The sequence below is a fragment of the Clostridium sp. DL-VIII genome (assembly GCF_000230835.1).
In the GTDB taxonomy this organism is placed as follows: Bacteria; Bacillota; Clostridia; order Clostridiales; family Clostridiaceae; genus Clostridium.
This window is the reverse complement of record NZ_CM001240.1, coordinates 3,928,522-3,952,679: the sequence shown is the minus strand read 5'-3', so window position 1 is coordinate 3,952,679 and position 24,158 is coordinate 3,928,522. Positions and strand designations below refer to the sequence as shown.

Sequence of the window (24,158 nt, the reverse complement as noted above, 5' to 3'; positions counted from 1 at the left end):
TAGATTCACTATGATGGCAATTTGTCTACTTGACTGATGAAGAACATCCATACTTTGGACTTGTTATTTATTTTCATGTTCTTAAAAAATATGTAGGACATGCAGAAAGGTATGATACAAAATGCTTTCTCATTTAAAATAAACTCAATTTATATGAAAGATAAAGGAGTCTTGATATGATAAATGTAAAAAAGATAGTGATAATTGCAATATGTATTGCAGCTTTATCTGGAGGGATTTTTGGAATTAACTATTTAATCTCTTTATATAATTATAAGAAAATAGTTAGTGAAATAAACATTAAATCTGTTGATTTATCAAATGTTCATGATGGAACATATACAGGTTCCTGCGATGCTATCTTCGTAGGTGCAGAGGTTGAAGTTACAGTTAAAGATAAGAAGATTACAGATATTAAGCTTCTCAATCATAAAACTGAAAAAGGGAAGCCGGCAGAAGTTATTGTAGATGATGTAAAGAATAAGCAAAGTTTGCAGGTAGATGCTATTTCAGGAGCAACAAATAGCAGTAAGGTAATTTTAAAAGCTATTGAAAATGCTCTTGAGTCTGGTGAATCTTAAAAATATTAAAGTAAGTTGAAAAAGTATATGGTGTAATAAGATGACTTTGAAAGTTTCAATATTTGCATCAAATAATTTTATAAGGGATGATAAAATGGATTTTAGAGAGATGGGAAAATCATTAAAAAGTGAATTTAATAGTTTTTTTGAGAAAATTATAAATGGAGATAATCATATTTCAAAAGAAACATTTTTAGAAGCTAGAAATAAAATTAATCCTAAGGCTCTTATTGAACTAAATAATGCTATAAATGAAGTTATTTACGAAGAACCAAATCGTAAAAATCTTTGGAAGAAGTATAGAGTATTAGCTTTTGATGAAAACCTTATAGAAATTCCCAATATCGAGTCTTTAAGAGATGAATATGGACAAGATAAAAGTCAAAATGCTACATCTGTAGTGGTAAAAGTCTGCTGCATTTTTAATGTTGTAAATAATATAATTTTAAGCAGTAAAATAGATAAGAGTGATGTCTCAAAAGAGCACATGACTATAGATATGCTTTCTGGAATTCTAGAAAAGAGCTATAAGAATGACTTGATATTATTTGAAAGAAACCATTATTCTAAAGAAATATTTTCTTTCTTAATAGAAAATAATATTAAATTTCTTATGAGAATATCAAAAACAGATTTAAATAAAGTAACTATAGAAAATAAAAAATATCCAATATTTAAGATTGAACATAACAAAAGGATTTATAAAGTAAGAGTAATACGTTTTATTTCTTCAGTATCAGAGGGAGAGTTTTTAATAACAAACTTGTTAGACAAGAATTTAGGAGCTCAAGATTTTATAGAACTATTTCTTATGAGATGGGGAGAAGAAGCTGTGTATAATGATTTGAAAGATAAAATTCAAGTAGAAAATTTTACTGGTACAACGAAGAAAACCATTGAGCAAGACTTTTACGCAATGATTTATTTGTTTAATATGATTGAAATGAGTGGAAGCCAATATAACCAGATTAAAGATAAATTAAATATTAATCATAAGAAAAAAAGTAATTTAAAGCTGCCGATTGGAATTCTAAAAGAAAAGTTATTAACGATTCTTTTAGAAAATAGTGAAACAAAGAGGAGAATTATGTTTAGAGAGATGATGCTGCAAATAAAAAGAGAAGTGCATCTTGCACAAGAGATAAATAATGCCTTTATTGAAGAGGAATTCAACTCATATAAAGTTAAAGTTTAGAAATAAGAGTCTTATTAATTGTATGTACAATTTCAGCAGTATGTTCAGCTATGAAAAAGTGTCCTCCAGTAAAATTTAAGAAAGTGCACTTATTTTTTGTATGTCTTTGCCATTCATAGATATTATCATTTATTAAATAGTCATCGTCCCCATACAAAATTGTGAATTCACAATCAAGGATATCATCTTTTTTAGAATAATTATATGACTCAACAGCTTTAAAATCAGATCGTAATATTGGAAGAAAAATGCTCATCCACTCTTTGTTTTCTAATGCTTCTAAAGGTGTTCCACCTAACTTTAAAAGTTCTTCTTTAAATTCTATATCATTTAAAACATGAAGAGTTTTATAGGGATTTATCGCATGAGGTGCTAGCCTGCCTGAAAAAAATATATGCCTAGGAGCAGGATAATCTAATTGTTTTAATTTATGGCTGAGTTCGTATGCTACAATGGTTCCCATACTATGTCCAAAAAATGAAAAGCTTGTTCCATCTAAATGAGTCTTAATACTTTGGAAGGCATCTTCAACTATTTCATTTATATTATCGTATATAGGAGAGGTAAATCTTCTTCCTCTTCCAGAATATTCTATAGGTATTAATTCAATTGAAGGGGAAAGTAGTTTTCTCCATTTTTCATATATTATAGAGGAGCCTCCTGCATAAGAAAAGCAAAAGAGTTTAAATTTTTTCATAAGTATCATCTCCTAATTTTAAAAATATTAATATATAAGTAAGTCATCTAAGGTCTTAAAAATAATTTCGTTAGGGAAAGCATCATGAGATGTGCATACAGATAATTTATAATTTTTATCTATATCATATTGCTTAAAGAAATACTTCTCACAGTCATTTGGAGCTTCAAATATAATATTATCATCATTATTCATACTAATAGAAAAAGAACGTAAATCTAAACTTAAACCTCTGCCACGAGCTTTAATATAGCTTTCCTTTAGTGTCCATAATACATAAAAATACTCCTTCTTTTCTGAATCATCCTTTTCCATAAGATCAGAATATTCTTTTTTGGCAAAGAAAGATTTTACAATATCTAAATCAATTTCATCAATTTTTTCTACATCAATACCTACTTCATGCTCACTAATGGCACATACTACCCAGTTTCCGGAATGGGAAAGGTTAAAGTAAATAGGCGGAGTATGCGCAAAATAGGGTTTTCCATATGTATTATAGCCAAATAATATATCCTCATTTTTTATTTTCATATTTTCGATTAAAGCATGTCTAACTAAAATCTCCGCAGCTAGAGATCTATCAGCATCTTCTTTTCTCATAAATTTGTTTGTTTTCTCACGTCTTTCTACTGATACAAAAGATATAAATTTATTAAATAGCAAAGGTGAAATATTTTTACTAATATTTAATGCATATATTTTCATTATTATTTTAAGATCCTTCCAAATTTACTAAGTATATAACTTATTCTACCATAAAATAAGAAACTAGTTCAGGGAAATATGTTAAATTCATGAATTACAATGTTAAATTACCATTTTATAATTAGCCTTATCAGTAGAAGAAAGTACAATGTAAAGAAATTATCTAGTGATTGTTGAAAAATAGCACAAATTAGGGTAAAATCATTACAAAAACTAAAAAAGCTCTTGAATAAGTGGCCTAACAGCCACAGAGGTTGCAAAAGGCTTAATGAAATGGTACAGAAATTTATAATATAGTTATTATTTATACTTTAGGAGGAAATTATTTTGGTAGAAAAAAATAAGAAATATAACATCACAAGGCTTGATAATTTGAAAGATAAGGAGAAGCCGGGAGTTATAGTTGAGTCAGAAATGCCATTATCTAAGTCAATGCTATGGAAATTGCAGTCGGATTTTTTTGAGAATCAAGGTCCAGAGGCATGGATTAAAGGAATAGTACCTCAATACATAACAACAAACACATATATTGCAAATCAATATGCCAAAACTGTTTTTGGATATTTGAGAGATTATGCTTCGAGAGAAGATATAAATAAAGATAGTGTAATATACATAATGGAGCTTGCGGCAGGAGTTGGAAGGTTTACGTATACTTTTTTAAAAAGATTTTTACACATGATTGAAAATTCTTCATTAAGAGGTATAAAGTTTAAATATATTGTAACTGATTTTGCAGAGAGGAATATTGAATATTGGCAAAGTCACAGCTTTTTAAAGCCTTATTTTGAATCGGGAGTACTTGACTGTGCAACTTTTGACATAGCTAAAGATGATGAGGTTAAGCTTAGATATAGTGGGGAAACCTTATCAAGTGGAAAAATGAAAAATCCTTTGATTTTATTTGCAAATTATACCTTTGATAGTCTTCCTCAAGATACTTTTTATGTGAACTCTGGAGAACTTTTTGAAGGACTAATTACAGTAACGTCGCCAGAGGAAAAGGGTGATCCTGAAGATAAATCAATTCTTTCAGGTTTGGATTATTATTATTCAGATAAGAAAATTGAAGGAAATGATTATTATGAAGATGAAAATTTTAATAATGTGCTTTTATATTATAAAAATTCTTTAGAAGATACAGCATTTTATATGCCAATAATTGGTTTAAGGTGTATTTCAAGATTAAGAAGGTTATTTAATGGTGACATAATTCTAATATCTGCTGACAAAGGTTATAAAAATGAAGAGGCTATGTATAAAAATTATCATCCATTTTTATCAAAGCATGGATGTATTTCTATGACAGTTAATTTCCATGCTATAGAGTTATATTTTAAAGATCTAGGTGGAAAAGCAATACATAGTTTATATGAACATGAAAATATAAATGTATCACTGTTTTTATTTAGCGAGAGTAAGCATGAGTTTATAGAGACTTCAATGGCTTATAACGAGGTTATTGAAACTATAGGGCCAGATGATTTCTATAACATGAAAAAAGCAGTTATGCCTTTAAGTAAGTCTTTAACTACAAGAGAACTTTTAACATTCCTTAGGTTTACAGTATGGGATGCAAGAACTTTACTTGAATTATATAATATATTGCTTGAAAGAATAGAGGTTGAAGAAAACTTCCCCAAGGCTGAACTAATTGATTCTATCAATAAGGTTTTCGAATATTATTTTCCTATTGGTGAAGAGGGAGATTTAGGATATTACTTTGGATCCATATTAGGTTATTTAGGACGCGATGAGGATGCCTTAAAGTTTTTTGAAACTTCCTTGGAATTTTATGGAGAGTGCCCGGAAACTAATTATGAAATTGCACTTTGTTATTATAACTTACAAGAAATTGATAGAGCCCTTGAATATACAGAAAAATCTTTGAGTTTAGATTCAGATTTTGAAGAAGGTAAAAATTTAAAAATCATGATTGAGAACATATTAAGTGAAAGGTAATTAACTGTACTGGTCTAAGGTAGAGGATGTATTTTATGCGTTTAAGATTTTGAAGTCCCATTAGTTTTTTTACATGAATATATGTGAAAGACTATAAACCTCATAAACAATGTTATATTAATGCGCTTGCTACATTAGACCAGGCTCTTTTTGAATAGACGGTTTTTATCCCAAGCTTTTTTGCTTCTTTTTTTATATGTTCAGATAGTTTATGATTAACATAATCAATAAAAATTATTATTATATCAATATTCACAGGTATTTCTGCACATTTATGATTATTTTTTCTTCCACTTATATGTTTAACAATATAAAAGCCTTCTTCATAAAGATGGAAACTTATCATCTTGATATTATCCCCGCCAACTATCATAATTTTCATAGCATTCTTTTACCTCCTTATCAACTATATTTTTGAATATATAACTTTTAAAATTGGAGTTTTTTATATCATGTTTATGTACTAAAATTTTAATATTTTATAACCTTATAAATCCGATAGAAATACTATAAATTAAATATAGTGCCTTTTATTTATTTTGTCAACTACAAATAAGAAATTATTTATTATAAGATATAAATTATAGACAGCAAGAGATAGGAATGCTATAATGACAACAAAACATATAGGGTTACTATGAAATGAATTTAATTATAAGGGGGATCTTAAATGACAGAACGTGAATTTTTTCATATATCAGATGATAAAATTAAGTTATTTTTTAGAGAAGTTGTGCCTGAAGGCCATGTACAAGGTGTAATATGTTTAGTTCATGGATTGGGGGATCATAGCGGATGGTTTAAAGAGTTAGTGAGATTCTTTGCCAACAATAATTTTGCCATTTTAGCTTTTGACTTAAGAGGTCATGGAAAGTCAGATGGTAAGAGAGGGCATATTTCTTCATATGAAGCTCTAATGAATGATATATCATTGCTTTTAAATATAGCTAAGGAAGAGTTTAAAGGATTCCCTATATTTTTATATGGACATAGTTTTGGAGGAAATCAAGTATTAAATTATGCGCTTAGATATCATCCGGATATAGCTGGAGTTATAGCAAGTGCTCCATGGTTAAGACTATATTCTAATCCATCAAGAATAAAATTATATTTCACATTTTTAATGAGTAAGATTAAACCTTCATTTATTGTTGATAATGTAGTTAACGGAGCTAATTTATCACATAATCCTAATATTGCAACAAATCAGGAGAAGGATCCTTTAGTACATAATTTTGTTTCGGCATCGCTTTTTACTAATGCATATAAGACCGGTGAGTGGGCTATAGAAAATGCGTCAAATCTTGACATTCCATTACTGCTTTTTCATGGTGATTCGGATAAAATCACTTCTCATATTGCAAGTGAGACATTTATAAAAAAAGCACCTTCTAATTTGACTACTTTTAAGTTATGGAAAGGACTATATCATTCTCTTCATAATGAAATATTAAATATTGATATATTCACCAATATACTTAATTGGATAAATGCTATAAAGATTTAGAAAAATGAAAATATGGAGAGAGCTTAAAAAAGAAGTTATTACTGTCGGAATATTTAAATAAGATAAGATAGACTAGCTCTCATATGATGATAGAATTATGATAGTGGTATATATGGACATAAATTTAATAGTAATGGTGCAGCAATTAAACTTAGTATAACATATTGGACATACAATGTTGAACTTTGTGTGTCCAATATTAGTTACATAAGTTAAATAAATGATAAATTGCAAAATTCAAAAGGATAGTAGTTAATTCTTTGGGGAGTCATAGTTGGTGTTAAAGATCCATGTATTCTTAACCTATCATTTAAAACGTTCCAGTTTATGTTCCTAATAAATGTTGATATATACTTTCCTTTATCAGTACCAAAATCCATGAAATATGCATGTTCATAAAGATCCATAACTAATATTGGGCAAGAAAGCCATACAGCGCCAACATCATGCGCATCACTTCCTATTATATGAAGACTATTATCTATAGAATCAACAGAAAGTACGGCCCAGCCTCTCATAGATAAGCCCACATCTGTAAGATAGGATATAAAATTATCATAAGAAGAAAACTGTTTTAGTATAGAATTAAGTATAGGACCACTAGGAGTATTATTACCTCCGATCATGTTTTCAAAATAAAGCTGATGAAGTTTTACGCCATCTAGTGCATATGTTTCTCCAAGTTTTAAGCAGCGCATTTTTGAATATGTTGCATTGCTGCCAGTGTAATCATCAGGCGTATAGGGAGTATTCCAAATTTCATTTAATTTATTTATATAACCTGTATAAAGCTTGTAATGTTCATTAAGTTGTTTCATTGATATTCCTTGAACTGATCTAAAATCATATGGTTGAGCTTGTATATTATACATAAAATCACTCCTGCAAAATATATCATTATATACTATGTAATAAAGGTTTAATTGTGAATGCAGATATAAATAGATGCATTTATTGACTATGGCTATATATTGTATTATATTAAAAATAAGCAAAAAAACTTATAAAATTATCAATATATATTTAAAAAAAGTGATAATTTGATTATTGGAGGGCTATAAATGAAAGAAATTAATATGAAATATGGACAAGGCGATATGAAGGCTTTTATTGAAGAAAAAAATATTCTTGAGGTAATTGAAAGCAACTCATTTAAAAAAGATAAGACAGAGGATGAAATTATTTCAGAGGCACTATGCAATCCTATTGACAGTAATAGGCTTAAAGATATAGTTCATGAAGGGGAGACCGTTTGTGTAATAATTTCAGATATTACAAGAAGCTGGCAAAAGCCACATAAATTTTTATATAAAATTGTAGAGGAGTTAAATGCAGGCGGAGTTAAGGATGAAGATATTGTATTTCTATCTGCTCAGGGCACACATAGGAAACAAACAAAGGAAGAACATGAAATACTTCTTGGGGAAAATCTTTCAAAAAGGTTTGAAGTTTATGATCATGATTGTTTTGATGAAGAGAACATGGTATATCTAGGGGATACAACCTATGGAACACCTGTTAAAGTAAATAAAAAAGCTGTTAACTGTGATCATATAGTTATTACAGGGGCGATTGTTTATCATTTCCTTGTAGGTTGGTCAGGAGGGAAAAAGTCAATACTTCCTGGGATTTCCTCATTTAAGACAATATCTATGAATCATTCACTTTCTTTAAATGAAGGACTTGGAAGTGGAACAAGAGAAAAGGTATGTTCGGGTAATATTATAGAAAATCCTATACACGATGATATGATGCAGGCAGCTGCTATGGTGAAACCATCTTTTATGTTTAATGTAATAATGGGACCAGATGGTAATATAGCTGGCGCAGTTTCAGGAAATTATATAACGGCTCATGAAGCGGGAAGAAAATTAGTAGACAGTATTGATGGTGTTAATATAAAGAAGAAATCTGATATAGTCATTGCAAGTGCAGGAGGGGCACCAAAGGACATAAATCTTTATCAATCTATAAAAACCTTAATAAATGCAAAAGAAGCAGTAGTAGATGGGGGCACTATAATAGTACTTGCTCAATGTAGTGAAGGTATTGGAGAAATTAAAGATATTAAGGATATGATATTAAATTTTGATAATATGCTTGATAGAGAAAAAGATCTTAGAGAACATTATACTATTTCAAAGTTTGTTGGTTACTTTTTCTGTGAGACTGGTGAAAAGTATAAATTAATTCTAGTTTCGGAAATTAATCCGGTTTTACTTAAGAATACAAAAATTATTTTGACTAAAACATTGGAAGATGCACTTAAAATTGCTTATGAAGGCGAAAATAAAAATCTTACAGTAAACCTTATGCCTCATGGAGCAACTACTCTTCCTAAGCTAGTTTGATTAATCCTCCAGTGTGGTACAGGTCTCCTTATCAATGAATATCATGTACAGTAAGAAATTCATAATGAGGAGATAAGTTATCATGGAGGAGCAAGAAAAAAGTAAGGAAGATAAAACTGAGGAGTTAGAACAGCTTCAAGTAGGAGCGGCGAGTTCCAATAGTGTATTTAAGAAGAGCGATTATGGAAAAGAAATAGGTGTTTTATATAAGGAAGGTGGAGATGTAAAAATCCACAATGGTAAAATAGTAGGTAATGATGGTCCAGGATATATAGTAAATCATTGTATTGATGCAAATGGTACACCTTTCAAATTTGATACCTATTATTTTTATAATGTAAGTTATTTTTACCACAATAAATTCAAGACCAAGTACCATCATCGTCCAATTATAAACGCTAAAATAATGGATAGTAAAAATGTATTTTGCTATTATGGAATAAAAAAGGGAAGCAAAAATTATGATACTCATAATGGTTCATTTGTTTCTTTCACTTATAAGGATAAGAACGGAAATCCTGTGACAAGTAATAAATATAGTGAGTTTTTAAGCTATAAATACAGTCCTAGTAAAGTAATAGAAATAGTATATGGTCATTTTATAATGCAGATTAATCCAAAAACTCATAAACTCAGTTTGCAGCCAGAAATAGCTACTGCAACACATGTTCAACATTTTACTGAAATATTATATAAATTATATAACTAAAAAAATACTCATATACTTAATCAATGCATTAATTGAAGGAAAAAGTATATGAGTATAATTTTATTGAGCAATAAGGCTGAGAGTACTTGATTGAATTTGAGCTGCTTCAACGCTTATATAATTAAGCTCAACCTTAACTACATATCTATATTTTTTAGGCAGTGTATTGCTATCAAAATAGCTAAAGGTAATAAAATCATTTTTTTCTAAAGATATATTTACCAAAGTTCCGTCTTCAGGAACTTCTTCACCTAAAATTATCTTATAAGGAACTGAGGTTAATAGTTCAAAATTTTCCTCATTCTTATATCGATATAATGAAAGAACAAATTCAATCCAGTCGTTTGCTGCAAGATTAACATATAGATTGCAAATGAAATCTAACTTAACATTTGATAAGTTTCTGTTATTAAAATCAACGTCTAAGGCTACAACGATGTTCTGGTAATTTATATTTTCAAGATCGATGAAGCCTCCGTTGCTACTCTTTATAATTAGAGAATTAGGCGCCTTAGGATACATGGTATTAGGGCTATTCCCCATGGTATAACATCTCCTTTTTTAATCTTTGGTATAATTTTGATTTTCTAAAAGGAAAATTTTAAAAGAGTATTTAAACTATTATATTCGGAACTATTATAAAAAGTTCAGCAGGGAACAAAATGGACATGAACCCTATATAATTTAAAGCTCATGCCCATAGTTTTTTTATTATATTATTTACTAGTATATTAGCTTATTGGTAGCAGCCTATAGTATATCTGTTTGATCATTAGTAATTAACTTGTCGGAAATGATATATCTTGGCCTTTGCTTAGTCTCATTATATATTTTACCAATATATTCTCCTATAACTCCAAGGGATAAAAGCTGAATACCGCCAAGAAGCCAAATAGAAAGAGCTAGGGAAGTCCAGCCAGGCACAGTTTCCCCGAAAAATTTAACTATAAAAGTATAACTTAATGCTATAAAACTAAATAAGACTATGAAAAATCCAAGAAGTGTAATTAGTCTTATAGGCTTTATGCTTAAAGAGGTAATTCCATCTAAAGCAAAAGCGAGCATTTTCTTTAATGGATATTTAGATTCTCCTGCAAATCTTTCATGGCGTTCATATTCTACTATAGAAGACTTGTATCCGATTAAAGGGACTATACCTCTGAGAAATAAATTTACTTCTTTAAACTGACTTAAACCGTCTAAAGCACGTCTACTCATAAGACGATAGTCAGCATGATTATAAACAGAATCAACGCCAAGTTTATTCATTAATTTATAAAAAATTAAGGCTGTTGTTCTTTTAAAAAATGTATCTGTTTCTCTTGAGGACCTTACGCCATAAACAATATCGCTTCCTTCATAGTATTGTTCCACAAATTTATCTATAACATTCACATCGTCTTGAAGATCTGCATCTAGTGATATGGTCATATCTGCAAATTCTTTAGCGGTCATAAGTCCCGCAAGTAATGCATTTTGATGTCCTCTATTTCTAGAAAGATTAACACCAGAAAATATATTATTTTGATTATGGAGCTCTTCTATTATATTCCAAGTTTTATCTTTTAAACCATCATTAACGAAAAGGATTTTACTATCTTTAGAGATAACTTCATTCTTCATCAAAGTAGTAACTTTTTTTATTAATCTTTTAGCTGTTTCATGTAAAACCTCTTCTTCGTTATAACAGGGAATTACTAGGTATAATGTATCGTTCATAAAATTGCCTCCAATTGAAAATACAATATTTTCGTGTTTTTTGTGTATTTAAATGTTTCTATTAAATTAAGTTAATTGATAGATGAAGTTTCAAATTGTCCGCTTAAATCATATAGTTTAGTTGATCCAGCTTCACCGCCAAAACCTCCGAATTTTTGATTATTGTTTTGTATATCTGAAGTAGTTGAATCTTTCCACTCACTATCTGGAACAAGCTTTCCATTTTCAGCAATCCAGTTTGTAATTTGGCTATTTGAATTAGAACCTCCAAAGCCTCCTCCCATACGATTTCCACCATTAATTAGTGCATATCTTATAGAACCATCAGCAACTAATTGCCTAAATTCTTCTAGAGAGATTATTTGATCTGATCCGCTAAATCCGCCTATAGTCATAACAGGTTCACCGGTCTTAAGTATTAAATCAGAAGCATAAGTCATTGCAGAAGGGACTGCAACAAGGTATTTTTCATTTTGTTTATTGTTTTCTAAAAATTGTATAAGCTTTGTATTGCTGCTGTTACCGAAATTCCTATTTTGATGTCCTGATGCAAGTTCCAAGCCCGCAGCAGGACTACTTCCATTCATTGGATAAAATAGAGTAGTAGAAGACCAAACAAAAGGTGCAGTTAAGATGCCGATAAAAGCAATACTAGTCAGTACTATATTTGATTTTTTTCCAAATGTTTTTTCAGGCTGAATAGAAATTTTTCTTCTTATGATAGCATTTATAATCAATGCTATAGATGCCCCTATGCATAAAATTCCTGTTGTTATAAGTGTAATTTTATAGCTATTTGAAGTTTTATAATTAGGAGATAGAATAAGTATTTCTATAAGCCCATTTACGACAAATACTGCTGGTAAAATCAATTTTTTTAAGCCTGCTTCATTATAAAGTTTCCACATGGCTGAAAGTCCAATTCCAGTTAAAGCTGCAATGGATGGAGCCATTGTTGTTAAGTAATACGTATGAGTTACATTTTTTGAAAAACTGAAGTATATAAATTCAGGCAATAACCATGTAAACCATAATAGTAATGATAGCTTTCTTTTATTATCAAAGCGGAATAATCTAATCTTTTCTTCTAGTGCTGCAATTATGGCCCCGATTATGGCAAATGGTAAAAGCCAAGATATTTGATCTGATAAATTGTTATAAGTAAATAATCTTGTAATACCGGTTTTTGAATTGTTGCCCATACCGCCTCTACCTGCTGGCATTTGATCGGGCGATGTACCAGAATAATCTTGTGATGAACCATCATGACTTTGTGGTGCACGATTTTGATTTAGTGATCCATAATCTTGATTTTGTAATGCTAGCTCCTTATTCCCTAAAGCATGGTCTTGATCTTGTTTGGTACTGTCTTGATTTTTTGATTTTTGTGATTGATCATCAGTACCTTTACGAGCATTTCTTCCACCTAGACCTATTCTTTCTAAACCGTTATGACCTATAATTAGCTCCATAACAGAATTGTCGGTGCTACTGCCAATAAAAGGTCTATCACTTGCTGGTACTAAATCTACAATTAAAGCCCATGAAAGAGATACTACAAGAAGAATTATTCCACCAGCAAAAAGATGTTTAATTTTAGTTTTATAAGGTATTGTGGTTGAAAGAAAATATGTTATAAAGATTGCGGGAGCCAACATATAAGCCTCAACCATTTTTATATTAAAGCCAATACCTACTAGTACCAAGCTTAATATAAGATATTTAAATTTACCTTCTTCAGCGCCTCGAGAAATAGCGACGCATGCAAGTAATAGACATAAAACAAGTAGATTATCAATTGTATTATTTCTACCTGCTGCTACAAAAATAGGAGTAGTTGCAAGGCACAATGCTGCAACTAATGCAGCTAAAGTTCCAAAAGATCTCTTTACAAGATAATAAATTATCCATACAGAAATTACTCCAGCAAGTGCTTGTGGAAGGATAACGCTCCATCCACTAAAGCCAAATATTTTTGCAGATATAGTCTGCAGCCAAAAACCTACTGGTGGCTTATCGATAGTTACAAAACCAGAAGGGTCAGAAGATACAAAAAAGAAATTTTCAAGGCTCATCATCATACTCTTTACACCTGCAGAGTAATAAGTATTAGCATTTCCTTCTATACCTAAATTGGCAAAGTTTAATATTATAGATAACAATAAAATTATTCCTATCCCAAAGTTTTCCGTTTTATGTTTCAATTTTTCTGTCACAATAATTTCCTCCTAAATTAAAGATATACAGTTTTTATAATGATCAGGTTAAATTGTTAGTACAGGCTTTTAAATTTTCAGATTTCCCAAAAACCCAAAATCTATAACCTAAAAAATTAACTACTTGAGCTAGTATCATTGCAGCAATTTTTGATATAAAAGGATTTATAGAATTATCTTTCATTAATATACTTAAGCCAACTAAACTTACACCTAGTGAAGCTGAATTAACAACAATAAACTGAATAATTTCCTTTGTAGTCTTCTTATTTGTTTTTGCATCATTGAATGTCCAAAACTTGTTACAGAGATAACTGTTTAAGGTACCACTGGAATAAGACACTACCTGACTTATAACATAGTTAATACCAAAAAAACTATTTAGCAAGGAAAATACTCCAAAGTCAAACATAGTGTTTAAGCATCCAACACAACAAAACCGTATAAGATTTTTATAGTTTGTATTATGAATAAAGGTGTTGTAAATGTTTTTTACAATAGTCATGTGATTCGCTCCTTAACTTGACGTACTTTATTATCAATTTTAAGAATATTGTCTTTATGTACTTATAATAAGTTTTAATTTTGTCAGCCAAGTGACGGAAATGTTACAGTTTAGTTACAAAATTTAAATATAACGGTAACATTGTTTTATTCCTTGTAAAAGTAAATTTGTAATAGTATAATTTGAAAGCAATACTGTAAATTAATTTTATTTTCGGTATAATATTTTAATAAGTAACAGAGTAACAATTAAGATTTAATTAGATGGAGTGAAGACATGACAGATTATTATGAATTATTAGGTGTAGATAAAAATGCATCAAAAGAAGAAATAAAAGAAGCTTATGAAAAACAGGTAAAGAAGATAAAAGAAGAAGTAGTCAATGAAAAACGGCTTAAGCAATTTTTAAAGACATTTGATGAGGCATATGAAGCTTTAAATAGCATTGAAAAAAATATATTAAAGGATGAAAATACAACACTAATTATGAAGCCACAGGAAGTGCAAAAAGAATTAGAGGATAATAATAAAAGTCCTAATTATTTAAATGTAAATGATTCTAAGAGGAAAGATAGAAGAGCTGGTAGAAGAAATGAGACTTTTACCAAAGATGGAGTTTCAAAAAAAGAAGATAAGAAAAATAAATTAAATGGTGAGAAAGAAAAAAAGGGCAGAAGACAAAAAATAGCTGAAAAAAATTCTAAAAATAATAATAAATCAGTATTAAATTTGCTTATGCTGCCCTTTAAAATATTAGCTTTACCAGTAATAGCAGTATTATCAGTAATAATATTATTACTCCAGATTATAAATATAATTTCATGGATAGCAACTAAAATATTAATCGTTGGGTCTATATCTGCAGGAGCAATACACTTATATCAGGTTAAGCTAGGACAACCTATAAATTATAATATATTGATTTTAGCTGGTTTAGTGTTACTTACATCATTCTTTTTACCATATATCTTAAAATTTGTATTGAAAATTTTACAAAAAATGAATGATACATTAAAAGGTTTTGTTCGTGGAAAGTAGGTCTGAAGCTGGAAAATAAGAATCAAAAGCGACGTATTAACATAAATTAAAAAAATACTATAGTTAATGCCATATAAATTTAATTAAGTATATTTTTAAGATCCAGCAGATTAAATATTTCATAGGTTGGTATGAAGTTAGTTTTATTTACAAGTTTTTTTGGATTATACCAACATGTATCAATATTAAAATTAATTCCGCCTTGTATATCAGAAGTTAAGCTGTCTCCAATCATAAGGAGTTTACTTTTATCTGTGTAATTTATACCTTTTACTGCTAGTTCAAATATTTTGGGGTCGGGTTTTGATACACCTACCTCTTCAGAGATGATTATATTTTTAAAAAACTTTGCTATGGAAGATTTACCTATTCGATTGTCTTGTACATATTTAAGACCATTAGTAACCATGATTAACTTGTAATCTTTGCTGAGACTTTCTACTAAGGATATACTGTCTTCATATAGAAATGACGCTTTAGCTAAATGCTCTCCATAGAATTTTGAAAATAGAACCTCATCAAATTTTATATTTAATTTGTCAGAAAATCTTTTAAATCTTTCAATTTTTAATTTCTCTTGGGTAATAAGACCTTCTTCAAGTTCTTTCCATATAGCTGTGTTTACTTCATTATAAATTTTCAGATGATAATTTTCATCATAATCTATATTAAAGTCAAGAATTGCATTCTTTAGAGCTTGTCTTTCAGATTTCTTAAAATCAAATAATGTTTCATCTGCATCAAATAGTATAATTTCGTATTTCATAAACGGCCTCCTAAGTTTTAGTTATTTACTTTGCTTAATATATAAGTTACCATAGTTATGCAAATTTATATAGGACAAATGTCGTATTTTAAGGAGGATTTATGAAAAAAATATTAGATAAAGATCTCTTATATAAATATTATATTAAGTATGAAATAGAAAGAATTTTTGATAAAAATATAGTTAATTATGTACAGCTTAATTTTTATGAAAAGGGAGAGCTTATATTAGAAGCAGAAACAGAACTGAAATATTATTATATGCTTGTAGATGGAAAAGTGAAAATATCATACCTTTTTGAAAACGGAAAATCAATGTTTTTAAAGTTTTATAAAGATTTCGTTGATATAGGAGATTTAGAATTTTTAAAAAATGAGCCTATAAAATGCAATGTTGAGGCTATAGAAAATACATATTTAATTGCAATACCAACAGCTATTCTTAAAAAACATTATATGGATAACACCAATTTTCTTCATCATTTGATAGATTCCTTAAGTGAAAAGCTTGATGGGACAATAAATAACAGTTCTTATAATTATGTATATCCTCTTATTAATAGATTGGCTAGCTATTTACTTGAGCACCTGACAGGTGAAAATTGCATAATTTTAGACTCATCCTATAAAGAAATTTCTCAATTTTTAGGTACGACTTATAGACATTTAAGCAGAACCTTTAAAGAATTAGAGGCAGCGGCAATAATAAAATGTGAGAATAGGAAGATATACATATTAAAGAGAGAAGAACTTAAGGAACTATCAAAAAATTTTTACATAAAATCTCTATAGTACGTAGAAAAGTTTGAAGCTAGCTTTTGCTAGCTTCAAATTTATCTACATGTAAAATTGAAGGAAATAATTTCATCCAAAGCAATACAACTACTATGGTTCCTATTCCGCCAACAAGTGCGGCAGGTACAGTTCCCAGTAAAGATGCAGTAGTACCTGATTCAAATTCTCCAAGTTGATTTGAAGTACCTATAAATATCATATTTACAGAACTTACTCTGCCTCTCATGTAATCAGGAGTCTCAAGCTGTACAAGAGTTGAGCGAATAACTACACTTACAACGTCAGAAGCACCTAGCACAAAAAGTGCAAAGAAAGATAGAATAACAGATTTTGATACTGCAAAAACAATAGTAGATAAACCGAAAAAGATTACTGCTGTAAACATAGTTCTTCCAACCTTATGTTTTAATGGATTTCTTGCAAGGTAAGCAGACATTAATAATGCACCAATTGCAGGGGCTGATCTTAATATTCCAAGACCAAAGGAACCTATCATTAAAATGCTGCTGGCGTAAATTGGAAGCAGCGCTGTAGCTCCTCCAAATAATACGGCAAACAAATCTAAGGAAATAGCTCCAAGTATAATTGGTTTACTTTTAATAAAAGTTATTCCAGCAAAAAGTGATTTTATGTTTGCTGTCTCATGCTTTGATTCTTCCCTTCTCATTGAGATTTGAGATACAAGAATGCTGGATATAAAGTACAAAGCAGCAGAAAGGCCGTAGACCAAAGTTGCTCCAAGGGAATAAAGTATACCTCCAAAAGCAGGACCAATTATAACTGCAAACTCTGAAACAGAGGACATCAAAGCAGAAGCTCTTGGAAAGATATCTTTCGTAACAATATTAGGGAGTAAAGCCTGCATTGGAGGTCCTTCGAAAGAATGAGCAACGGCAATAAAGAAGATGATTATAAGAAATCTTTCCTTAGTAATCCACCCACTGAAGTTTCCTAATGCTAAAATTAATATAAAAGCACTTTGAGTGACCTGACTAAAAGAGATTATTTTTCTACGATCATATTTGTCAGATATGTGTCCAACAAAAAGTGATAAAAAAAGCATTGGCAAAAATTGAACTAGTCCCACAAGACCTAGATAAAAAGCAGATTGTGTTAGAGAATACATATGCCATCCTATGGCAACTGTTAACATTTGATATGAAAAGTTAGTAGATACACGTGCTAACATAAGTCTTCGAAGTGAGCTATTCTTTAGTAAATTAGAGTTGTTGTCTTTAGCTGAAATCATTAAATTGACCATCCTTTAAATTAAATTCATTATCTTAATAGTATATACCCGTATAATATGTGATATCAAGGACAAAAACTCAATTATTATCTGTATATAAAAATGTTGGAAGAATTAATAATATGATTTTACGAGAAAACTTAGGAATTATGGCTAATTATTGTAATAAAAAATTAATAAAAATACTATTGGTAAAAAAATGAGATTGGGTTACAATAATATAAGTAAAAAACTAGAGAATTAATGGAGAAAAAGAAATGAAAGAAAAACTAAAACAATTAATACATATTAACTGGTTATTTGCATTCATGGTAGTTGTAATCCAACTTAAATCTATGATACTTTTATCAATGCTTAGAACACCAGATTCATCAAGTATTGATGTAGGAGGAATTTATTTTGGACCTCCTGTATTATGGGCACATATAGCTATTATAACGCTGATTTGCAGTCCAATACTTTTCTTTAAAGAGAAAGGCAGATTAAGAGCTGCACTTGTAATCGATGTTATAATTACAATTATTTTTATTGCAGATATATGGTATTACCGTTCTAATGGTACTTTTTTATCTATCAGACATTTTATACATCCTGAAATATTTAATCCAACAGGAAAGAGCTTATTTAATATTAGATTAGTAGATATATCATTTATTATTGATTTTATTATACTTTTTGTTATTAATAAATTTATTACGAGGGTAAAAGAAGACAGAAGCAGATTATCTTTAAGATCTTTGAAAGCTGTAACTGTATTTTTATTAAGTGCCTTTATTATTGGAATAGCTCATTATTGTGCAGATGTTAAAGACACACTTCAAGGAAGAAGATTCTTAAGCCAGTCTTGGGCTCCATTTCAAACCTTTAGTGATATGAGTCCCTTAGGATATCATGGGTTTGATATAAATTTTTTTAAAGACAAGAATAAAGCATTAACGGATGAAGATAAAAAAGATATACAAAATTGGTTCAATGATAATAAGGAAGATATTCCTGATAATGAGTATAAAGGAATGCTAAAAGGAAAAAATGTAATAGCGCTGCAAGTAGAATCGTTAGAAAACTTTGTTATTAACCAAAAAGTATACGGACAGGAAATTACACCTAATTTAAATAAATTATTATCAAACAGCTTATATTTCAATAATATATATGAACAAAATAATAACGGGACAAGTTCCGATTGTGACTTGTTAGTTAATGCGTCTGTACTGCCAATAAGAGAAGGTGCAACAGTATTTTCATATCCTTGGACAAAATATGATTCACTTCAAAATATACTAGTAGGTAAAGGGTATACAACAATGTCTACTCATGCAGAGCTACCAGGAAATTGGAACTGGACTGAAATGCATAAATCTTATGGGGCCGAGCAAATACTAGATGTAGGCCAATTTAATCAAGATGAAGTAATAGGACTCGGATTATCAGATGAATCTTATTTAAAACAGATATCGCAAAAGCTTACAAGCGAAAAACAGCCGTTCTATGCATTTATGACAACATTGACTAGTCATGGACCATTTGATATGCCAGAAGATAAGAAATATTTAAAATTACCAAAGGAGCTTGATGATAATATGTTAGGCGCATATTTCCAAGCAGTAAGGTATACTGATGAGGCTATTGGTAAGTTTATGGAATCACTGGATGAGCAGCATTTATTGGATAATACTGTTGTTATGATTTATGGAGATCACTGTGGCGTTCATAAATTTTATGAGGACGATATACAAAACTCGCCTTTAGAAGGAGATTGGTGGAAGGATAATCATAGGCAGATTCCATTTTTAATCTATTCTAAAGATTTAAAGCCGGAGGTTATATCTAAAGCAGGTGGACAATCAGATTTTAAACCTACAATTCTATACTTGCTAGGATCAGATAGAAGTGAGTTTGACAATAATTCGGTGGGAAGAGTACTCGTAAATACAAATAGAGATGCTACTATTTTAAATGAGGGCCAGATTATGGGGACACCAAAAGATGATAAAGAAGTTCAACATTTAAAGGATACATTTAAAATTTCTGAGGATATAATTTCTAAAAATTATTTTGGGAATATAAATAAGCAAAAGTAAATTTATTTATATGCTAAATCAGAATAGCGTAAAGTCTACTGCTAGGTTGATATAGAAGAATATTATATGAATTTTTATCAGTAGAAATTAAGGGATTTTAATGGAGACAACTTTCAGCTCTTATTTTGTGAGGAAATATAGAAGTGTATAGTAAAATAATAATATATAAATAATATTCATAGAGGAGAAGATACAATTATGAAGAATGTGTATTTATATAAAACCTCAATTGGAAATGTAGTTATTGGCGAAAATGGCTTTGGAGTTACTCAGATTTGTTTTGGTGATAGAATCCCTAAAGATGCGGAGTTTATAGAAACACCGCTGCTAAAAAAAGCCAATGAAGAACTTCAAGAATATTTTTCAGGTAAAAGAAAAGTATTTGATTTACCGCTTGTGATGGAAGGAACAGAATTTCAAAAGATGGTTTGGAAAGCATTAAGTGAAATTCCATATGGAACAACTTGTAGTTATAAAGATATAGCATTAAAAATAGGAAATGAAAAGGCATCTCGCGCAGTAGGTATGGCTAATAACAAAAATCCAATACCTATTATTGTTCCTTGTCATAGAGTTGTTGGAACTAATGGTAAATTGGTTGGATATGCAGGCGGGCTAGATGTAAAACAAAAACTGTTAGAGATAGAAAAAGGAAAATAATATTAGAGTTATATTTTATATTAAATTCGGTTTTAAATGTGATATAATAAATTGCATTATGTGAAAATTATTACACAAAGTAATATAAAAAGAAGTAAAGTGAGGATACGATATGGAATCTAATCAAAATATACAAGGAAAGATTAATAAATTTTTAGAAGAAAATAATATAAAAACAACAGGCGGAGAAATAAAAAGTGAAAAGCAATTATCATCAGTCTTGAATAAATTAGCAATGGGAGATTTAAATAAAGGCAGAATTGACAAAGCTCTACATTTTGCAGAAAAAGCAATAGAATTTAATGAAGAAAATTATTATGCATATTATATAAAAGGTTTAATATATAGAGAATTGAATAAGGCAAAGGAAGCTATTGATGCTTTTGAAGTATACTGTAATAAGACTAATGATCCATTAACACACATATATATGGGGATTTCTTATGCAGAATTAAATGATGTTGATAATGCATTAGATCATCTTAGAAAAGGTGAAAAGAATCTTTCGGAGAAAGAAAAAGAAGAACATATGAATTTGATTTGTGCAACATATGAATGCATAGGAAATATTTATTTACAAAGAGAAAATATAGTGGAATTCACTGAAAGAGATAAGTATAGCATAAATTATAAAACTGCAGTAAGATACTATAAAATGTCACTAAAAATTAATAGAAGGAATTGCGATTTAATTAATAAATTAGCAGCCTGCTATTATCACTTAGAAGATTTAAATAAAGCATTATATTGCTATGAGCAGGCAGCTAAAATTGCTCCAGATAATAGTATGTATTTAGAAGCAATACAAGAAATGAAAGAAGCAGGCGCTAAGTCAGAATCAGCAGGATTCTAAAAAATTAAAATAAAATATTAGAAGTATAAAGAGAGGAAACTCTGTTATAGATGCTTTGTAAAATATGAAAGCAGACTTATATCACAATAGGTAGTGCTTAGGTCATATTTTTATGGAAATTATATAACAATAAGTTATCTCTCTTTTTTATTTCATAAATTAGCCATAATTCATATAATAGGGCGCGAAAATCAATTTGTTATATGTAAGTAAAATGAAAATTCAAGTGTATATAAAGAGCTTTTGACACTGATAGAAATACAAATGTCTTTCGTGGGTTGACAGATTCTATTATATAAGATAGTATATAGATTGTTGATAATTGTCATTTAGTTGAATAGTTATTGATTTTATAGATAAGAAATCAGCTGAAATTAAAGAATTTCTATTAAAATTATAAAAAAACCATGGATATTATAAATATATAAATATTGAAATTCATATATCAAATTTTAAAGGTTTATTATATCTCAAATTAATATGGGGGGCATATGTATGAAGAGAAAAATTTCATTGCTTTTGGCGCTGGCTATGATTACTACATTTACATTAGCGGGCTGTTCTAAATCAGATACAAAAGCAAATGTGGACAGCGATGTCATTAAAATTGGTGTATTTGAGCCTATGACTGGTGCTAATGCAGCAGGAGGGCAGCTGGAAGTAGAAGGTGTTAAGCTTGCAAACAAACTTTATCCAACAGTAAATGGAAAAAAAGTTGAGTTGGTTTTCGCAGATAATAAATCTGATAAGGTTGAAGCAGCAAGTGCAGCTGCAAATCTTGTTGAGCAGGAACATGTAAATGCTATTATAGGAAGCTGGGGTAGTGGTAACTCTATGGCAGCTGGAGATGTTGTACAAGATGCGAAGGTTCCAGCAGTTGCAGCATCAGCTACAAATCCACTCGTTACCGCAGGAAATGATTATTACTTTAGAGTTTGCTTTATAGATCCTTTCCAAGGTACAGTTATGGCAAAATATGCAGCTAATAAATTGCAGGCTAAAAAGGTAGCACTTCTTCAAGAAGTTTCTAGTGATTACTCAGTTGGAATTTGTAAATTTTTCAGTGATGAGTTTATAAAACTTACAGGAGATAAAAATGCTATTGTGGCAAAAGCAAGCTATAATACAGGCGATCAAGATTTCACTGCTCAGCTTACAAACCTAAAGAGCAGCAATCCAGATGTTATATTTGCACCAGGTAACTTTACAGAAGGAGCTATGTTAATAAAACAAGCTAGGCAGCTAGGTATCACAACTCCTATAATTGGAGGAGATACTTGGGAAACACCAGAGTTCATAGATATAGGACAAGATGCGGTAGAAGGAACAGTATTTTCAACCTTCTTTGCAAGCGAAACTCCTTTAACAGAAGAATCAAAGATCTTTCTTGATGCATATAGGAAAGAATACAATAAAGAGCCAGCAGCGGTTTCTGCTTTATCTTATGATGCATATATATTAATTTTAGATGCCATAAAGAGAGCTGATTCAGCGGATCCAGTAAAAATAAGGGATGAAATTGCTAAGACTAAAGATTTCCCAGGTGCAGCTGGAATAATAACTATAGATGAAAATAATAATGCAGTAAAAGACGCAGTATTAAAAGAAGTTAAAGATGGTAAATTTACTTATCTTGATACTATAAAAGCAGAAGGGAATTAGGGGTGAAATTATGACATTAAGTATATTCATGCAATATCTAGCAAATGGAATTTCATTAGGAAGTTTATATGCCCTTATAGCTATAGGTTATACTATGGTTTATGGAATATTAAAGCTTATAAACTTTGCTCATGGAGATATATTTATGATGGCAGCTTACTTCGCATTTTTTGGAGTAGCTACATTTGGACTTCCTTGGTATTTTGCATTTATAATAGCCATAGCTATAACAGGAGTTCTTGGAGTGACTATTGAATTTGCAGCATACAGACCACTTAGAAATGCACCGAAAATATCAATTTTGATCTCAGCTATAGGTGTATCTTTCTTACTTGAAAATTTAGCAGTTGTTTTATTTGGAGGAATGCCAAAAGCATTTCCAACACCTGAAATATTTACACATGTATTTGTTATAGGTGGAGTATCCGTTCAAAACCTTACTTTTATAATTCCTATAGTAACATTAATTTTACTATTTGGATTAGTGCATTTGGTTAATAATACAAATGTTGGTATGGCAATGAGAGCAGTTTCTAAAGATGTTGAAACTGCAAAGCTAATGGGAATAAAAGTTAATAGAATAATCTCTATTACCTTTGCGATAGGATCAGCTTTAGCCGGTGTTGGAGCTATGATGTGGTCTACCAAGTATCCTCAAATCATCGGTACTATGGGAATAATTCCAGGACTTAAATGCTTCATAGCAGCCGTTATAGGTGGTATTGGAGATATTAAGGGAGCAGTTATTGGAGGATTTCTTCTTGGTATAAGTGAAATCATGTTAGTTGGTTTCCTTCCAAGTTTAACTGGATATAGAGATGCATTTGCATTTATACTTTTAATTGTAATATTACTATTTAAGCCTACAGGAATAATGGGCAAAAATTTGACAGAGAAGGTGTAAA

General features: G+C 29.9%; 23 protein-coding genes. 13 read left to right on the top strand and 10 right to left on the bottom strand.

What is annotated here, in order from left to right:
• Window positions 1-176: 176 nt before the first annotated feature.
• Both CDLVIII_RS18245 and CDLVIII_RS18240 read left to right on the top strand, forming a co-directional pair.
• Window positions 177-581 (top strand): FMN-binding protein, encoded by a 405-nt coding sequence (locus tag CDLVIII_RS18245; protein ID WP_009170940.1) that lies wholly within the window; start codon window positions 177-179, stop codon window positions 579-581.
• Between the two features lie 40 nt (window positions 582-621).
• Window positions 622-1,776 carry a transposase gene (locus CDLVIII_RS18240; protein WP_009170939.1) on the top strand — a complete coding sequence of 385 codons (1,155 nt, stop codon included), beginning with the start codon at window positions 622-624 and terminating at the stop codon, window positions 1,774-1,776.
• Here the strand turns inward: CDLVIII_RS18240 and CDLVIII_RS18235 are convergent.
• Both CDLVIII_RS18235 and CDLVIII_RS18230 read right to left on the bottom strand, forming a co-directional pair.
• The gene (locus CDLVIII_RS18235; RefSeq protein ID WP_009170938.1) at window positions 1,766-2,473 is read right to left on the bottom strand and encodes a thioesterase domain-containing protein; all 708 of its coding nucleotides are present in this window, start codon (window positions 2,471-2,473) and stop codon (window positions 1,766-1,768) included. The two genes, CDLVIII_RS18240 and CDLVIII_RS18235, sit on opposite strands and share 11 nt — an antisense overlap.
• A gap of 27 nt (window positions 2,474-2,500) precedes the next feature.
• On the bottom strand, window positions 2,501-3,181 hold the full coding sequence (locus CDLVIII_RS18230) for a 4'-phosphopantetheinyl transferase superfamily protein (RefSeq protein ID WP_009170937.1): 681 nt from the start codon (window positions 3,179-3,181) through the stop codon (window positions 2,501-2,503).
• A gap of 327 nt (window positions 3,182-3,508) precedes the next feature.
• Here CDLVIII_RS18230 and CDLVIII_RS18225 point away from each other — a divergent pair, with 327 nt between their 5' ends.
• Window positions 3,509-5,143: a hypothetical protein gene (locus CDLVIII_RS18225; RefSeq protein WP_009170936.1), complete on the top strand. Its 1,635-nt coding sequence runs from the start codon at window positions 3,509-3,511 to the stop codon at window positions 5,141-5,143.
• Between the two features lie 112 nt (window positions 5,144-5,255).
• On the opposite strand, the gene CDLVIII_RS18220 is transcribed toward CDLVIII_RS18225, so the two are convergent.
• Window positions 5,256-5,525, bottom strand: coding sequence for a DUF2325 domain-containing protein (locus CDLVIII_RS18220; RefSeq protein WP_009170935.1), 270 nt, complete (start codon window positions 5,523-5,525; stop codon window positions 5,256-5,258).
• A gap of 288 nt (window positions 5,526-5,813) precedes the next feature.
• On the opposite strand from CDLVIII_RS18220, the gene CDLVIII_RS18215 reads away from it, so the two are divergent.
• Window positions 5,814-6,650 (top strand): alpha/beta hydrolase, encoded by an 837-nt coding sequence (locus CDLVIII_RS18215; protein WP_009170934.1) that lies wholly within the window; start codon window positions 5,814-5,816, stop codon window positions 6,648-6,650.
• Window positions 6,651-6,862: 212 nt separating this feature from the next.
• Here CDLVIII_RS18215 and CDLVIII_RS18210 read toward each other — a convergent pair whose 3' ends face one another.
• The gene (locus CDLVIII_RS18210) at window positions 6,863-7,522 is read right to left on the bottom strand and encodes a superoxide dismutase (protein WP_009170933.1); all 660 of its coding nucleotides are present in this window, start codon (window positions 7,520-7,522) and stop codon (window positions 6,863-6,865) included.
• A 189-nt stretch (window positions 7,523-7,711) separates the two neighbouring features.
• Between CDLVIII_RS18210 and larA the strand changes: the two genes are divergently transcribed.
• The gene (gene larA / locus CDLVIII_RS18205; protein ID WP_009170932.1) at window positions 7,712-9,001 is read left to right on the top strand and encodes a nickel-dependent lactate racemase; all 1,290 of its coding nucleotides are present in this window, start codon (window positions 7,712-7,714) and stop codon (window positions 8,999-9,001) included.
• Between the two features lie 82 nt (window positions 9,002-9,083).
• On the top strand, window positions 9,084-9,710 hold the full coding sequence (locus tag CDLVIII_RS18200) for a hypothetical protein (protein WP_009170931.1): 627 nt from the start codon (window positions 9,084-9,086) through the stop codon (window positions 9,708-9,710).
• A 60-nt stretch (window positions 9,711-9,770) separates the two neighbouring features.
• Here CDLVIII_RS18200 and CDLVIII_RS18195 read toward each other — a convergent pair whose 3' ends face one another.
• The 4 genes from CDLVIII_RS18195 to CDLVIII_RS18180 form a co-directional block, all read right to left on the bottom strand.
• Entirely contained in the window at window positions 9,771-10,253 is a 483-nt protein-coding gene (locus CDLVIII_RS18195; RefSeq protein ID WP_009170930.1) for a hypothetical protein, read from the bottom strand.
• Between the two features lie 207 nt (window positions 10,254-10,460).
• The gene (locus CDLVIII_RS18190; protein WP_009170929.1) at window positions 10,461-11,429 is read right to left on the bottom strand and encodes a glycosyltransferase family 2 protein; all 969 of its coding nucleotides are present in this window, start codon (window positions 11,427-11,429) and stop codon (window positions 10,461-10,463) included.
• A gap of 71 nt (window positions 11,430-11,500) precedes the next feature.
• Window positions 11,501-13,645 carry a glycosyltransferase family 39 protein gene (locus CDLVIII_RS18185; RefSeq protein ID WP_009170928.1) on the bottom strand — a complete coding sequence of 715 codons (2,145 nt, stop codon included), beginning with the start codon at window positions 13,643-13,645 and terminating at the stop codon, window positions 11,501-11,503.
• 43 nt (window positions 13,646-13,688) lie between these two features.
• Complete coding sequence (locus CDLVIII_RS18180) at window positions 13,689-14,150, bottom strand: GtrA family protein (RefSeq protein WP_009170927.1); 462 nt, start codon at window positions 14,148-14,150, stop codon at window positions 13,689-13,691.
• Between the two features lie 276 nt (window positions 14,151-14,426).
• Here CDLVIII_RS18180 and CDLVIII_RS18175 point away from each other — a divergent pair, with 276 nt between their 5' ends.
• Window positions 14,427-15,188 carry a DnaJ domain-containing protein gene (locus CDLVIII_RS18175; RefSeq protein ID WP_009170926.1) on the top strand — a complete coding sequence of 254 codons (762 nt, stop codon included), beginning with the start codon at window positions 14,427-14,429 and terminating at the stop codon, window positions 15,186-15,188.
• Window positions 15,189-15,267: 79 nt separating this feature from the next.
• On the opposite strand, the gene CDLVIII_RS18170 is transcribed toward CDLVIII_RS18175, so the two are convergent.
• The gene (locus CDLVIII_RS18170; protein WP_009170925.1) at window positions 15,268-15,954 is read right to left on the bottom strand and encodes a YjjG family noncanonical pyrimidine nucleotidase; all 687 of its coding nucleotides are present in this window, start codon (window positions 15,952-15,954) and stop codon (window positions 15,268-15,270) included.
• A 101-nt stretch (window positions 15,955-16,055) separates the two neighbouring features.
• On the opposite strand from CDLVIII_RS18170, the gene CDLVIII_RS18165 reads away from it, so the two are divergent.
• Window positions 16,056-16,745 (top strand): helix-turn-helix domain-containing protein, encoded by a 690-nt coding sequence (locus CDLVIII_RS18165; RefSeq protein WP_009170924.1) that lies wholly within the window; start codon window positions 16,056-16,058, stop codon window positions 16,743-16,745.
• A gap of 19 nt (window positions 16,746-16,764) precedes the next feature.
• Here the strand turns inward: CDLVIII_RS18165 and CDLVIII_RS18160 are convergent, their stop codons facing one another.
• Window positions 16,765-17,997: an MFS transporter gene (locus CDLVIII_RS18160; RefSeq protein ID WP_009170923.1), complete on the bottom strand. Its 1,233-nt coding sequence runs from the start codon at window positions 17,995-17,997 to the stop codon at window positions 16,765-16,767.
• 257 nt (window positions 17,998-18,254) lie between these two features.
• Between CDLVIII_RS18160 and CDLVIII_RS18155 the strand changes: the two genes are divergently transcribed.
• The 5 genes from CDLVIII_RS18155 (at window position 18,255) to CDLVIII_RS18135 (ending at window position 24,157) form a co-directional block, all read left to right on the top strand.
• Window positions 18,255-20,078: an LTA synthase family protein gene (locus CDLVIII_RS18155; RefSeq protein ID WP_009170922.1), complete on the top strand. Its 1,824-nt coding sequence runs from the start codon at window positions 18,255-18,257 to the stop codon at window positions 20,076-20,078.
• A gap of 198 nt (window positions 20,079-20,276) precedes the next feature.
• Entirely contained in the window at window positions 20,277-20,738 is a 462-nt protein-coding gene (locus tag CDLVIII_RS18150) for a methylated-DNA--[protein]-cysteine S-methyltransferase (protein WP_009170921.1), read from the top strand.
• Between the two features lie 112 nt (window positions 20,739-20,850).
• On the top strand, window positions 20,851-21,591 hold the full coding sequence (locus tag CDLVIII_RS18145) for a tetratricopeptide repeat protein (RefSeq protein WP_009170920.1): 741 nt from the start codon (window positions 20,851-20,853) through the stop codon (window positions 21,589-21,591).
• A 495-nt stretch (window positions 21,592-22,086) separates the two neighbouring features.
• Window positions 22,087-23,253 carry an ABC transporter substrate-binding protein gene (locus CDLVIII_RS18140; RefSeq protein WP_009170919.1) on the top strand — a complete coding sequence of 389 codons (1,167 nt, stop codon included), beginning with the start codon at window positions 22,087-22,089 and terminating at the stop codon, window positions 23,251-23,253.
• Window positions 23,254-23,263: 10 nt separating this feature from the next.
• A complete protein-coding gene (locus CDLVIII_RS18135) occupies window positions 23,264-24,157 on the top strand; it encodes a branched-chain amino acid ABC transporter permease (protein WP_009170918.1) in 894 nt (297 codons plus the stop codon).
• Window position 24,158 lies beyond the last annotated feature (1 nt).